Annotated in this window: 13 protein-coding genes; 11 read left to right on the forward strand and 2 right to left on the reverse strand. The window is 53.2% G+C overall.

The genetic code is table 11. The annotated features are described in order from the left end of the window. Nucleotides 1-4 precede the first annotated feature (4 nt). Nucleotides 5-1,339 (reverse strand): ATP-dependent RNA helicase SrmB, encoded by a 1,335-nt coding sequence (gene srmB, locus ACH0WD_RS12740; protein ID WP_000219174.1) that lies wholly within the window; start codon nucleotides 1,337-1,339, stop codon nucleotides 5-7. Nucleotides 1,340-1,469: 130 nt separating this feature from the next. Here srmB and trmN point away from each other — a divergent pair, with 130 nt between their 5' ends. Continuing rightward, nucleotides 1,470-2,207: a tRNA(1)(Val) (adenine(37)-N(6))-methyltransferase TrmN gene (trmN, locus tag ACH0WD_RS12745; protein WP_000083343.1), complete on the forward strand. Its 738-nt coding sequence runs from the start codon at nucleotides 1,470-1,472 to the stop codon at nucleotides 2,205-2,207. Here trmN and nadB read toward each other — a convergent pair. Next, nucleotides 2,192-3,814: an L-aspartate oxidase gene (gene nadB / locus ACH0WD_RS12750; protein ID WP_000989185.1), complete on the reverse strand. Its 1,623-nt coding sequence runs from the start codon at nucleotides 3,812-3,814 to the stop codon at nucleotides 2,192-2,194. The two genes, trmN and nadB, sit on opposite strands and share 16 nt — an antisense overlap. 263 nt (nucleotides 3,815-4,077) lie before the next feature. Here nadB and rseD point away from each other — a divergent pair, with 263 nt between their 5' ends. The 10 genes from rseD (at nucleotide 4,078) to recO (ending at nucleotide 12,565) form a co-directional block, all read left to right on the forward strand. Beyond that, nucleotides 4,078-4,242, forward strand: a complete 165-nt coding sequence (rseD, locus tag ACH0WD_RS12755) for a rpoE leader peptide RseD (RefSeq protein ID WP_014344135.1) — start codon at nucleotides 4,078-4,080, stop codon at nucleotides 4,240-4,242. Next, nucleotides 4,239-4,814: an RNA polymerase sigma factor RpoE gene (gene rpoE / locus ACH0WD_RS12760; RefSeq protein ID WP_000003307.1), complete on the forward strand. Its 576-nt coding sequence runs from the start codon at nucleotides 4,239-4,241 to the stop codon at nucleotides 4,812-4,814. The genes rseD and rpoE overlap by 4 nt, the downstream gene beginning before the upstream one ends. 31 nt (nucleotides 4,815-4,845) lie before the next feature. Beyond that, on the forward strand, nucleotides 4,846-5,496 hold the full coding sequence (gene rseA / locus ACH0WD_RS12765; protein ID WP_001168374.1) for an anti-sigma-E factor RseA: 651 nt from the start codon (nucleotides 4,846-4,848) through the stop codon (nucleotides 5,494-5,496). Continuing rightward, entirely contained in the window at nucleotides 5,496-6,452 is a 957-nt protein-coding gene (gene rseB, locus ACH0WD_RS12770) for a sigma-E factor regulatory protein RseB (RefSeq protein ID WP_000812021.1), read from the forward strand. The genes rseA and rseB overlap by 1 nt, the downstream gene beginning before the upstream one ends. Continuing rightward, nucleotides 6,449-6,928 carry a SoxR-reducing system protein RseC gene (gene rseC, locus ACH0WD_RS12775; RefSeq protein WP_000589087.1) on the forward strand — a complete coding sequence of 160 codons (480 nt, stop codon included), beginning with the start codon at nucleotides 6,449-6,451 and terminating at the stop codon, nucleotides 6,926-6,928. Before rseB ends, rseC begins: the two co-directional genes overlap by 4 nt. A 250-nt stretch (nucleotides 6,929-7,178) precedes the next feature. Then, entirely contained in the window at nucleotides 7,179-8,978 is a 1,800-nt protein-coding gene (gene lepA, locus ACH0WD_RS12780; protein WP_000790154.1) for a translation elongation factor 4, read from the forward strand. Nucleotides 8,979-8,994: 16 nt separating this feature from the next. Then, on the forward strand, nucleotides 8,995-9,969 hold the full coding sequence (lepB, locus tag ACH0WD_RS12785; protein ID WP_000002559.1) for a signal peptidase I: 975 nt from the start codon (nucleotides 8,995-8,997) through the stop codon (nucleotides 9,967-9,969). Between the two features lie 273 nt (nucleotides 9,970-10,242). Then, the gene (rnc, locus tag ACH0WD_RS12790; RefSeq protein WP_001068341.1) at nucleotides 10,243-10,923 is read left to right on the forward strand and encodes a ribonuclease III; all 681 of its coding nucleotides are present in this window, start codon (nucleotides 10,243-10,245) and stop codon (nucleotides 10,921-10,923) included. Then, nucleotides 10,920-11,825, forward strand: coding sequence for a GTPase Era (era, locus tag ACH0WD_RS12795; protein WP_000102230.1), 906 nt, complete (start codon nucleotides 10,920-10,922; stop codon nucleotides 11,823-11,825). Before rnc ends, era begins: the two co-directional genes overlap by 4 nt. Nucleotides 11,826-11,836: 11 nt before the next feature. Further along, complete coding sequence (recO, locus tag ACH0WD_RS12800) at nucleotides 11,837-12,565, forward strand: DNA repair protein RecO (RefSeq protein WP_000399380.1); 729 nt, start codon at nucleotides 11,837-11,839, stop codon at nucleotides 12,563-12,565. The last annotated feature ends 6 nt before the right edge of the window (nucleotides 12,566-12,571 follow it).

Here is a 12,571-nt window from a genome sequence, read left to right on the forward strand (position 1 = left end):
ATCATCACTCTTCGCTGGATTGCTCCTGCATTTTCGTACCGCTTGGCTTGCGGCGCTTACCGATATTTTTTGTATCGCGGTGACGTTTCTTCACGCGCGGCTTCTCTTTTTCTTTCTCTTTTTTCTTCTCGGCGCGTTTCGCCAGCACTTTTTTCGACGGTTTGCCGGTCAGCTTTTCGCTGGGCGCACGCGTGGTCGGGCGAAGCTCATCAATGACGCGCGCTTTTAGCGGCTCTTCGATGTAGCGACCGATTTTCAGCAGCAACAGATGGTCGTGGGCTTCTACCAGCGAGATTGCAGTGCCTTTGCGACCCGCACGGCCTGTACGACCAATGCGATGCAGATAGGTATCGCCACTGCGCGGCATGTCGAAGTTAATGACGTGGCTAACGTCAGGAATATCAATCCCGCGTGCCGCGACGTCGGTCGCGACCAACACGTTAACGCGACCGTCGGTGAGACGCTTAATACCTTCGTTACGTTTGATCTGCGCCATCTCACCTTCAAGATAGCAATTGTTGATCCCTGCCAGACGCAGCGTTTCAGCCAGTTCATGGACGCGTTCACGTTTACGTACAAACACGATAGAACGGGTTGCATCGTCTTGTTTTAGCAGATGCTTCAACAGCGCAACTTTATGTTCGAAATTGTCGGCACGGTAGTACCACTGGTGAATTTTCTTACGCTCGCGGGTTGACGGATTGGCGGAAACCTCAACCGGGTCTTCCAGCAGACGCTCGGCAAAATCTTTAATCGCATCGCCTTCCAGCGTGGCGGAGAACAGCATCGTCTGTTTACGCCAGCGGGTCTCACCAGCGATATGTTCAATGTCCTGAGCGAAGCCCATGTCGAGCATCCGGTCAGCTTCGTCAAGGATCAGTGTTTCAACCGCCCGGCAGTCAAAGTTCTCTTCTTTTATATATTGCAGCAGACGGCCCGTCGTGGCGACCACGATATCCTGGTTTTCGCTAAACACTTCAGCATGGTTCATATAGGCCACGCCGCCGGTAATCGTGGCGATATCCAGATGAGTATGCTTAGCCAGTTCACGAGCGTGATCGGCAACCTGCATTGCCAGTTCGCGGGTTGGCGTCAGGATCAGAATGCGCGGCGGCCCCGATTTTTTACGCGGAAAGTCGAGCAGGTGCTGCAACGCCGGCAGCAGATATGCCGCCGTTTTACCGGTGCCTGTCGGCGCAGAACCGAGTACATCACGGCCATCGAGCGCAGGCGGAATGGCGGCAGCCTGAATGGCGGTCGGGCGAGTGAAACCTTTATCCTGGAGGGCATCCAGCAGGCTTTCGTCGAGTTCAAGTTCGGAAAAAGTCGTTACAGTCATGTTCTACCTCTGTGTGGGGCGCTGATTATAGACGTTACGGCCGCAATCTTCATCTGTTTGTATGGATATCCCTTCTCAGGTATTGTTTTCACTCGGCGCTGTCGCCGTTTTTTTGCAAGGTTGTTTTTACATGTCTCAGTCTGGCTCCGTTCTTCGTCGTAACGGATTTACGTTTAAACAGTTTTTTGTCGCACACGATCGGTGTGCGATGAAAGTGGGAACTGACGGTATTTTACTCGGGGCGTGGGCGCCGGTCGCGGATGTAAAGCGAATTCTGGATATCGGTACTGGAAGCGGTCTGCTGGCGTTAATGCTGGCGCAGCGGACGGATGACAATGTGCCTATTGACGCCGTGGAACTGGATGCCGGGGCTGCCATGCAAGCGCAGGAAAACGTTGCTCACTCTCCCTGGCCGCATCGAATAACGGTGCATACTGACGATATTCAGCGTTGGGCGCCTCGCCAGACGGTACGCTTTGATCTTATTATCAGCAACCCGCCTTATTACGAACCCGGTGTGGAATGCGCCACGCCGCAGCGGGAGCAGGCGCGTTACACCGCTACGCTGGATCACCAGACGTTATTGGCTATTGCGGCGGATTGTATTACCGAAGACGGCTTTTTTTGCGTAGTCTTGCCGGAACAAATAGGTAACGCTTTTACACAGCAAGCGCTCAACATGGGATGGCATTTGCGATTACGTACTGACGTTGCGGAAAACGAAGCGCGCTTGCCGCACCGGGTTTTGCTCGCATTCTCCCCGCAAGCCGGAGAGTGCTTTAGCGACAGATTAGTAATTCGCGGGTCAGACCAGCATTATTCTGAAAGTTATACGGCGCTGACCCAGGCATTTTATCTGTTTATGTGAGGCGTTAACGGCGAAAGGATCGATGGGCCTGATTCAGCCAGTTGTTGCGGATAATCCAGCGTAAAGTGCAGCCCCCGGCTCTCTTTACGCATCATCGCGCAACGCACAATCAGTTCGGCCACTTGCACCAGATTGCGCAGCTCCAGTAAATTATTCGAGACGCGAAAGTTGGCGTAATATTCGTCAATCTCTTGTTGCAACATAGTAATACGCCGTAGGGCGCGCTCCAGCCGTTTCGTCGTGCGCACAATCCCCACATAGTCCCACATCAGCAGGCGCAGTTCATGCCAGTTATGCTGAATCACCACCCGCTCATCGGCGTTCTCCACGCGACTTTCATCCCAGGCGGGAAGGGCGTTAACGCTGTGGACAGAAGGCATTCGCCTGTCGATATCCATTGCTGCGGACCAGCCGTACACTAAGCATTCCAGCAACGAGTTGGACGCCATACGGTTAGCGCCGTGCAGGCCGGTGTAACTGACTTCGCCAATGGCATATAAGCCGTCTACATCGGTACGACCATAATCATCGACGACCACGCCGCCGCAGGTATAGTGCGCGGCAGGAACAATGGGAATCGGTTCTTTGGTTAAATCCATCCCCAAATCAAGCAGTTTCGCATAGATCATCGGGAAGTGCTGGCGGACAAAATCGTCAGGCTTGTGGCTGATATCGAGAAACATACAGTCTGCGCCGAGTCGTTTCATCTCATGGTCAATAGCGCGGGCGACAATATCGCGCGGCGCCAGTTCCCCGCGTTCGTCAACGTCCGGCATAAACCGTGAACCGTCCGGACGTTTAAGGTATGCGCCTTCGCCACGCAGCGCTTCGGTAAGGAGAAAATTACGCGCCTGCGGGTGATAAAGGGCGGTGGGATGAAACTGGTTAAATTCCAGATTAGCGACCCGACAGCCTGCGCGCCAGGCCATCGCGATACCGTCGCCGGAGGAAATATCCGGGTTAGTGGTATATTGATACACCTTTGAGGCGCCGCCGGTCGCCAGCACCACCGACTTCGCATGACAGGTTTCAACCCACTCTTTATTGCGATTCCAGATCCAGGCGCCGACGACCCGGCGAGGCCCCGGCAGACCCATTTTATCGGAGATAATTAAATCAACGGCGTTGCTGCGTTCCAGCACCTGAATATTAGGATGATTTTGTGCCCGACTGACCAACGTGGTTTCGACTTCCTTTCCGGTAGCGTCGGCGGCATGAAGGATACGGCGATGACTATGGCCGCCTTCACGCGTGAGATGATAGCTCTCCTTGCCGTTTGGCTGGACATGCGTATCAAACAGGACGCCCTGATCGATAAGCCACTGCACGCAGGTACGAGCGTTGCTGGCGACAAACTCCACCGCGTGGCGATCGCAAATTCCGGCGCCGGCAATCAGCGTATCTTCGACATGCGACGCAATACTGTCGGTTTCATCAAACACGGCGGCAATACCGCCCTGCGCATAAAACGTGGAGCCCTCGCTCACCGGCCCTTTACTCAGGACGATAACCTTATGTTTTTCAGCCAGACGCAGCGCCAGCGAGAGTCCGGCCGCGCCGCTGCCGATAATTAACACATCACAGGACAGTTCAGGAGTTGTCATCATGGTTCTTGTTTAATTTACTAAACATGGTTGCGGCAGATTAGCACTATATGGCGCTAAAAAGCACGTAATGATTTCGCTGGTGTTGTGCTTATTAAACATAAAATAAAAATACGGCGAGAGATAAACGGCAAAAAATATTTTATAGGGCAGGGTGTTAGCGTCGGATTTTGTAGTGAAATAAAGATGCTGTTAGGTTACTCTGCAAACGACGAAATGGGCATTTCTGTACAGATAGTGCGTTGTTCAGCATCTGTAGACTTATAATGGAAGATAAGACCTGTCTACAACATGACAAACAAAAACAAATGCGTAACGGAACTTTACGAAACATAGACACTCTAACCTGTTGCTTGCTCATAGTGCGGCTTATGGAGTGGCGTTTCGAAAGCGCGTGGAAATTTGGTTTGGGGAGACATTACCTCGGATGAGCGAGCAGTTAACGGACCAGGTCCTGGTTGAACGGGTCCAGAAGGGAGATCAGAAAGCCTTTAACTTACTGGTAGTGCGCTACCAGCATAAAGTGGCGAGTCTGGTTTCCCGCTATGTGCCATCGGGCGACGTTCCCGATGTCGTACAGGAATCATTTATTAAGGCCTATCGCGCGCTGGATTCTTTCCGGGGGGATAGCGCTTTTTATACCTGGTTGTATCGTATTGCGGTCAATACCGCGAAGAACTACCTGGTTGCGCAGGGGCGTCGTCCGCCTTCCAGTGATGTAGACGCGATTGAAGCAGAAAACTTTGAAAGCGGCGGCGCGCTGAAAGAAATTTCGAACCCTGAGAACTTAATGTTGTCAGAAGAACTGAGACAGATAGTTTTCCGAACTATTGAGTCCCTCCCGGAAGATTTACGTATGGCAATCACCTTACGGGAGCTGGATGGCCTGAGCTATGAAGAGATAGCGGCTATCATGGATTGTCCGGTGGGGACGGTGCGTTCACGTATCTTCCGGGCGCGGGAAGCTATTGATAATAAAGTTCAACCGCTTATCAGGCGTTGACGATAGCGGGATACTGGAAAAGGTATTAGGCATGCAGAAAGAAAAACTTTCCGCTTTGATGGATGGCGAAACGTTGGATAGTGAGCTGCTCAAAGCGCTTACGCACGACCCGGAAATGCAGAAAACCTGGGAGAGTTATCACCTGATCCGCGATTCAATGCGGGGGGATACGCCTGACGTTCTCCATTTCGATATATCCGCTCGCGTGATGGCCGCTATTGAAAACGAGCCAGTACGTCAGGTGTCGCCATTAATCCCTGAGGCCCAACCCGCTCCGCAGCAATGGCAGAAAATGCCGTTCTGGAAAAAAGTGCGTCCGTGGGCGGCGCAGCTTACCCAAATGGGCGTGGCGGCGTGCGTTTCACTTGCAGTTATCGTCGGTGTCCAGCACTATAATGGGCAATCTGAAACATCCCAACAACCTGAAACGCCGGTTTTCAATACCCTGCCTATGATGGGGAAAGCCAGCCCGGTAAGTCTGGGAGTGCCTTCTGAAGCAGCGCCTGTCGGCAGTCAGCAACAGCAGGTACAGGAGCAGCGTCGTCGCATTAATGCCATGTTGCAGGACTATGAACTGCAGCGCCGACTGCACTCCGAACAGCTTCAGTTTGAGCAGGCGCAAACCCAGCAAGCCGCGGTACAGGTGCCAGGAATCCAAACTTTAGGAACGCAATCGCAGTAATGAAGCAACTTTGGTTTGCCATGTCCCTTGTGGCGGCTAGCCTGTTCTTCTCAGTAAACGCCTCGGCCGACCCTGCGTCCGGGGCGTTATTGCAGCAGATGAACATCGCCAGTCAGTCACTGAATTACGAGCTGTCATTCGTCAGCATCACGAAACAAGGCGTTGAATCTCTGCGTTATCGACACGCACGCCTGGATAGTCGCCCGCTTGCGCAATTGCTACAGTTGGACGGTCCCCGCCGGGAGGTCGTACAGCGTGGTAATGAAATCAGTTATTTTGAACCGGGCCTTGAGCCGTTCACCCTGAACGGTGATTATATTGTCGATTCTCTGCCTTCCCTGATTTACACCGACTTTAAGCGCCTGGCGCCTTACTACGACTTTATTTCCGTCGGTCGCACCCGTATCGCAGACAGATTGTGCGAAGTTATCCGCGTTGTGGCGCGCGATGGTACGCGTTACAGCTATATCGTCTGGATGGACATGGACACTAAACTGCCGATGCGCGTTGATCTGCTGGATCGCGATGGCGAGACGCTGGAGCAGTTCCGCGTTATTGCGTTCACGGTGAGTCAGGATATCGGCAGCAACATGCAGGCGCTGGCGAAGGCGAATCTGCCGCCGCTGCTTTCTGTTCCCGGTGGCGAAAAAACGAAATTTAACTGGAGTCCATCCTGGGTGCCGCAAGGCTTTAGCGAAGTTTCCAGCAGCCGTCGTCCGTTGCCGACGATGGATAACCTGCCTATCGAATCGCGGCTTTATTCTGACGGTCTGTTTAGCTTTTCCGTCAATGTGAACCGGGCGACGCAAAACAGCAGCGATCAGATGCTGCGCACCGGGCGCCGAACGGTTTATAGCAGCGTTCGCGACAACGCGGAAATCACCATTGTCGGCGAGCTTCCGCCGCAAACGGCGAAGCGCATTGCCGACAGTATCAAATTCAGGGCAGTACAATGATTAAAGAGTGGGCAACCGTTGTCTCCTGGCAGAATGGTCAGGCGGTGGTGAGCTGCGACGTTAAAGCGTCATGCAGCAGCTGCGCCTCCCGTGCGGGATGCGGCAGTCGCGTGCTGAATAAATTAGGGCCGCAAACCACGCATACCATTGTTGTGCCAAGCGCGGAGCCGCTGGCGCCGGGGCAGAAAGTCGAGTTGGGCATCGCCGAAAAAAGCCTTTTAGGTTCGGCGTTGCTGGTCTATATGTCGCCTTTAGCAGGGCTATTTCTTTGTGCGGCGCTTTTTCAGATGCTGTTTGGATCTGACCTTGCCGCATTAAGCGGGGCCGTGCTGGGCGGCGTGGGCGGTTTTCTGGTTGCCCGCGGCTATTCCCGAAAACTGGCGGAGCGCGACGCCTGGCAGCCGGTGATTTTAAACGTTGCCCTCCCGCCGGACCTTGTTCGCGTCGAAACTACCTCAATCGAAACGCGCCAGTAAACGTTTTGCCCAACGGTACACCTGCCGCGTTGGGTTGTTGTCCCGATAAACATGCGCTTTTCCTGCGTTGCGGTGTTTTACAGGAAAAAGCGAGGCGTTTTCCAGTTCCCGCTCTCCTTACACTATGAACATTTCCTCGCCTTAGCGTTGTAGTGTAGAATGCGGCGTTTCAGTTAAAACAGACGTTAAGCTCAGAACAGCGACCTCTAAAGTCTGGTCAACCAGGCGTAAGGCATAATAATTTATCTCTATGAAGAACATACGTAACTTTTCGATCATTGCTCACATTGACCACGGTAAATCGACGCTGTCTGACCGTATTATCCAAATCTGCGGTGGCCTGTCTGACCGTGAAATGGAAGCTCAGGTACTTGATTCGATGGATCTTGAGCGTGAGCGCGGTATTACTATTAAAGCCCAGAGTGTGACGCTGGATTTTAAAGCGTCTGATGGTGAAACTTATCAACTGAACTTTATCGACACGCCGGGACACGTTGACTTTTCCTATGAAGTTTCCCGTTCGTTAGCCGCCTGCGAGGGCGCGCTGCTGGTGGTGGATGCCGGCCAGGGCGTAGAAGCGCAAACGTTGGCGAACTGCTACACCGCGATGGAAATGGATCTTGAAGTGGTGCCGGTGCTTAACAAGATTGACCTGCCGGCCGCCGATCCGGAGCGTGTGGCGGAAGAAATCGAAGACATTGTCGGTATCGATGCGACGGACGCGGTACGCTGCTCCGCCAAAACGGGTGTCGGCGTGACGGATGTTCTGGAACGCCTGGTGCGCGATATCCCGCCGCCGCAAGGCGATCCGGACGGCCCGCTGCAGGCGCTGATTATTGACTCCTGGTTCGATAACTACCTGGGCGTGGTATCGCTGGTGCGTATTAAAAACGGCACCATGCGTAAAGGCGACAAAATTAAAGTGATGAGCACCGGGCAGACCTACAACGCTGACCGCCTGGGGATTTTCACGCCGAAGCAGGTTGATCGTACCGAGCTGAAGTGCGGCGAAGTAGGCTGGCTGGTCTGCGCCATTAAAGATATCCTCGGCGCGCCGGTTGGCGATACCTTAACCTCAGCGCGTAACCCAGCGGAAAAAGCGTTGCCGGGCTTTAAAAAGGTGAAACCGCAGGTCTATGCAGGTCTGTTCCCGGTCAGCTCCGACGATTATGAAAGTTTCCGCGACGCGCTCGGCAAGCTGAGCCTGAACGATGCCTCACTGTTTTATGAACCGGAAAGCTCCTCGGCGCTGGGCTTTGGTTTCCGCTGCGGCTTCCTCGGCCTGTTGCACATGGAGATCATTCAGGAGCGTCTGGAACGCGAATACGATCTGGATCTGATCACCACTGCGCCGACCGTGGTTTATGAAGTAGAAACAACGGCGAAAGAGACTATCTATGTTGATAGCCCCTCCAAGCTGCCGCCGTTGAATAACATTTATGAACTGCGCGAGCCTATCGCCGAATGTCATATGCTGTTACCACAAGCCTATTTAGGTAACGTTATTACGCTGTGTATTGAGAAACGCGGCGTACAAACTAACATGGTGTATCACGGTAACCAGGTCGCGTTGACCTACGAAATCCCAATGGCGGAAGTGGTGCTCGACTTCTTTGACCGTCTGAAATCAACGTCGCGCGGCTATGCGTCTCTGGATTATAACTTCAAGCGCTTCCAGGCTTCCGATATGGTGCGTGTTGATGTGTTAATCAACAACGAGCGTGTCGATGCGCTGGCGCTGATCACGCACCGTGATAACTCGCAAAGCCGTGGTCGCGAGCTGGTGGAGAAGATGAAAGATTTGATCCCACGCCAGCAGTTTGATATCGCGATTCAGGCGGCGATTGGTACGCATATTATTGCCCGTTCGACGGTAAAACAGTTACGTAAAAACGTGCTGGCGAAGTGCTACGGCGGCGATATCAGTCGTAAGAAAAAACTGCTGCAGAAACAGAAAGAAGGTAAGAAACGCATGAAGCAGATCGGTAACGTCGAGCTGCCTCAGGAGGCGTTCCTCGCCATTCTGCATGTCGGTAAAGACAATAAATAATCCCTAAGGAGTTGGCATGGCGAACATGTTTGCCCTGATTCTGGTGATAGCCACACTGGTGACGGGCATTTTATGGTGCGTTGATAAGTTTGTTTTCGCGCCAAAACGTCGGGCGCGCCAGGCTGCCGCGCAAACGGCGTCGGGAGATGCGCTGGATAACGCTACGCTCAATAAAGTGGCGCCTAAGCCGGGCTGGCTGGAGACCGGGGCGTCGGTTTTCCCGGTTCTGGCGATCGTTCTGATCGTTCGTTCATTTCTTTATGAACCCTTTCAGATCCCGTCAGGCTCAATGATGCCGACACTGCTTATCGGCGATTTTATTCTGGTGGAAAAATTTGCCTACGGCATTAAAGATCCGATCTACCAGAAAACCCTGATTGAAACCGGTCATCCAAAGCGCGGGGATATTGTGGTATTTAAATATCCGGAAGATCCTAAGTTAGATTACATCAAACGCGCCGTCGGTTTGCCGGGCGATAAAATCACTTATGATCCGGTTGCGAAAGAGGTGACGATTCAGCCTGGCTGTAGCTCCGGTCAGGCGTGCGAAAACGCGCTACCGGTTACCTACTCTAACGTTGAGCCGAGCGATTTTGTACAGACCTTTGCCCGCCGTAACGGCGGAGAAGCGACCAGCGGTTTCTTTGAGGTTCCGCTAAACGAGACAAAAGAAAACGGCATTCGCCTGACCGAACGTAAAGAGACGTTAGGCGATGTGACCCACCGCATCCTGATGGTGCCGATAGCTCAGGATCAGTTGGGCATGTATTACCAACAGCCAGGACAACCGCTGGCGACCTGGGTTGTACCGCCGGGGCAATATTTCATGATGGGCGACAACCGCGATAACAGCGCGGATAGCCGTTACTGGGGATTTGTTCCGGAAGCGAATCTGGTCGGTAAAGCGGTCGCTATCTGGATGAGCTTTGACAAGCAGGAAGGGGAGTGGCCGACAGGCGTACGCCTGAGTCGTATCGGCGGTATTCACTAACTGTGACGAAATGATCGTTCACGCTGCCGTCTTTTTAGCGGCAGCGTGAATTATTTCCTGGATAAATTCCCTCAGACTAACGACATCCCCTGTCGTTGTGTATAGAATATTCCCCCGAAGTTTTAGGTTGGCGCCGTTTGGTCGCCACGGCACACGAAACAGCGTTGGTTATAGACAACCTTCTTTCCGCTGCAGCGATGCGGCAGGACAGATGACGTGTATCAGGTCTGTTTCGTGTGCTGGATTGTTGACGCATTCATTTATTGGTATCGCATGAACCCCATCGTAATTAATCGGCTTCAACGGAAGCTGGGCTACACTTTTAATCATCAGGAGCTGTTGCAGCAGGCATTAACTCACCGCAGCGCCAGCAGTAAACATAACGAACGCCTGGAGTTTTTAGGCGATTCAATCCTGAGCTTCGTTATCGCTAACGCGCTTTATCACCGTTTTCCACGGGTGGATGAGGGAGATATGAGCCGTATGCGCGCCACGTTGGTACGTGGTAATACGCTGGCGGAATTAGCCCGTGAGTTTGATTTAGGCGAGTGCCTGCGTTTAGGGCCGGGCGAATTAAAAAGCGGCGGATTTCGTCGGGAGTCCATTCTGGCGGACACCGTGGAAGCGTTAATCGGCGGAGTATTTCTCGATAGCAATATCCAGACCGTCGAGCAGTTAATCCTTAACTGGTATAAAACCCGTCTGGATGAGATAAGTCCGGGCGATAAACAAAAAGATCCTAAAACGCGCTTGCAGGAGTATTTGCAGGGTCGCCATCTGCCGCTGCCATCTTACCTGGTTGTGCAGGTACGCGGCGAGGCGCACGATCAGGAATTTACTATCCACTGCCAGGTCAGCGGCCTGAGCGAACCGGTGGTTGGCACGGGTTCCAGCCGTCGTAAGGCGGAGCAGGCTGCCGCCGAACAGGCGCTGAAAAAACTGGAGTTGGAATGAGCACTGACAAAACTTACTGCGGATTTATTGCCATCGTCGGACGTCCGAACGTTGGCAAATCCACCTTGCTGAACAAACTGCTTGGGCAGAAGATTTCGATCACTTCCCGTAAAGCGCAGACCACGCGCCACCGCATTGTCGGTATTCATACCGAAGGCCCGTATCAGGCAATTTATGTCGATACCCCGGGACTGCATATGGAAGAAAAGCGGGCCATTAACCGTTTGATGAATAAGGCGGCGAGCAGTTCGATTGGCGACGTTGAGCTGGTGATTTTCGTTGTGGAAGGCACCCGTTGGACGCCGGACGACGAAATGGTCCTGAACAAACTGCGCGATGGCAAAGCGCCGGTTATTCTCGCCGTTAACAAAGTGGATAACGTGCAAGAAAAAGCCGATTTGCTGCCGCACCTCCAGTTCCTGGCAAGCCAGATGAACTTTCTTGATATCGTACCGATCTCTGCTGAAACGGGTATGAACGTCGATACCATTGCCGGTATCGTGCGTAAACATTTACCGGAAGCTATTCACCACTTCCCGGAAGATTACATCACCGATCGCTCTCAGCGCTTTATGGCGTCTGAAATCATCCGTGAAAAGCTGATGCGTTTTCTCGGCGCCGAGCTGCCGTATTCCGTTACCGTTGAGATTGAACGTTTTGTTACCAACGAACGCGGCGGCTATGATATCAACGGGCTGATCCTCGTCGAGCGCGAAGGGCAGAAGAAGATGGTGATTGGCAACAAAGGCGCCAAAATCAAAACCATTGGTATTGAAGCGCGTAAAGACATGCAGGAGATGTTTGAAGCGCCGGTACACCTGGAACTGTGGGTGAAAGTGAAATCCGGCTGGGCCGATGACGAACGCGCTCTGCGCAGTCTCGGTTACGTAGACGATCTGTGAGTTAACACAGCGTGGAAGGGTGGCAGCGCGCATTTGTCCTGCACAGTCGCCCCTGGAGCGAAACCAGCCTGATGCTGGACGTCTTCACGGAAGAATCGGGGCGCGTGCGCCTTGTCGCCAAAGGCGCGCGATCTAAACGTTCCAATCTGAAAGGCGCGTTGCAGCCTTTTACGCCGTTATTGCTACGCTACAGCGGACGCGGCGAGGTGAAAACCCTGCGCAGCGCCGAGGCAGTTTCTCTGGCGCTGCCGTTAAGCGGTATTACGCTCTATAGCGGCCTGTATATCAACGAACTCCTCTCTCGCGTACTGGAATATGAAACGCGCTTCTCCGAACTCTTTTTTGATTATCTGAACTGTATTCAGGCGCTGGCGGGAACCACCGGCTCGCCTGAACCGGCGTTGCGACGTTTCGAACTGGCGTTGCTGGGACATCTGGGGTATGGCGTCAATTTCACCCACTGTGCAGGCAGCGGCGAACGGGTGGATGACACCATGACCTACCGTTACCGCGAAGAAAAAGGCTTTTTCGCCAGCGTCGTCATCGATAACAACACCTTTACCGGACGGCACCTGAAAGCGCTGGAGGCGCGGGAATTTCCGGATGTAGATACCCTGCGTGCCGCTAAACGCTTTACCCGTATGGCATTAAAGCCGTATCTTGGGGGAAAACCGTTAAAAAGCCGGGAGCTGTTCCGGCAATTTATGCCCAAACGCACAGTAAAAACGAAGAAAGATTAACGAGGA

It is taken from the genome of Salmonella sp. 2020_1395 (genome assembly GCF_043848115.1).
In the GTDB taxonomy this organism is placed as follows: Bacteria; Pseudomonadota; Gammaproteobacteria; order Enterobacterales; family Enterobacteriaceae; genus Salmonella; species Salmonella enterica.

What these genes read in the sequence shown, in the direction of transcription:
- srmB (WP_000219174.1), bottom strand. Translation starts at nt 1,339, where the DNA reads ATGACTGTAACGACTTTTTCCGAACTTGAACTCGACGAAAGCCTGCTG.
- trmN (WP_000083343.1), top strand. Translation starts at nt 1,470, where the DNA reads ATGTCTCAGTCTGGCTCCGTTCTTCGTCGTAACGGATTTACGTTTAAA.
- nadB (WP_000989185.1), bottom strand. Translation starts at nt 3,814, where the DNA reads ATGATGACAACTCCTGAACTGTCCTGTGATGTGTTAATTATCGGCAGC.
- rseD (WP_014344135.1), top strand. Translation starts at nt 4,078, where the DNA reads ATGGAAGATAAGACCTGTCTACAACATGACAAACAAAAACAAATGCGT.
- rpoE (WP_000003307.1), top strand. Translation starts at nt 4,239, where the DNA reads ATGAGCGAGCAGTTAACGGACCAGGTCCTGGTTGAACGGGTCCAGAAG.
- rseA (WP_001168374.1), top strand. Translation starts at nt 4,846, where the DNA reads ATGCAGAAAGAAAAACTTTCCGCTTTGATGGATGGCGAAACGTTGGAT.
- rseB (WP_000812021.1), top strand. Translation starts at nt 5,496, where the DNA reads ATGAAGCAACTTTGGTTTGCCATGTCCCTTGTGGCGGCTAGCCTGTTC.
- rseC (WP_000589087.1), top strand. Translation starts at nt 6,449, where the DNA reads ATGATTAAAGAGTGGGCAACCGTTGTCTCCTGGCAGAATGGTCAGGCG.
- lepA (WP_000790154.1), top strand. Translation starts at nt 7,179, where the DNA reads ATGAAGAACATACGTAACTTTTCGATCATTGCTCACATTGACCACGGT.
- lepB (WP_000002559.1), top strand. Translation starts at nt 8,995, where the DNA reads ATGGCGAACATGTTTGCCCTGATTCTGGTGATAGCCACACTGGTGACG.
- rnc (WP_001068341.1), top strand. Translation starts at nt 10,243, where the DNA reads ATGAACCCCATCGTAATTAATCGGCTTCAACGGAAGCTGGGCTACACT.
- era (WP_000102230.1), top strand. Translation starts at nt 10,920, where the DNA reads ATGAGCACTGACAAAACTTACTGCGGATTTATTGCCATCGTCGGACGT.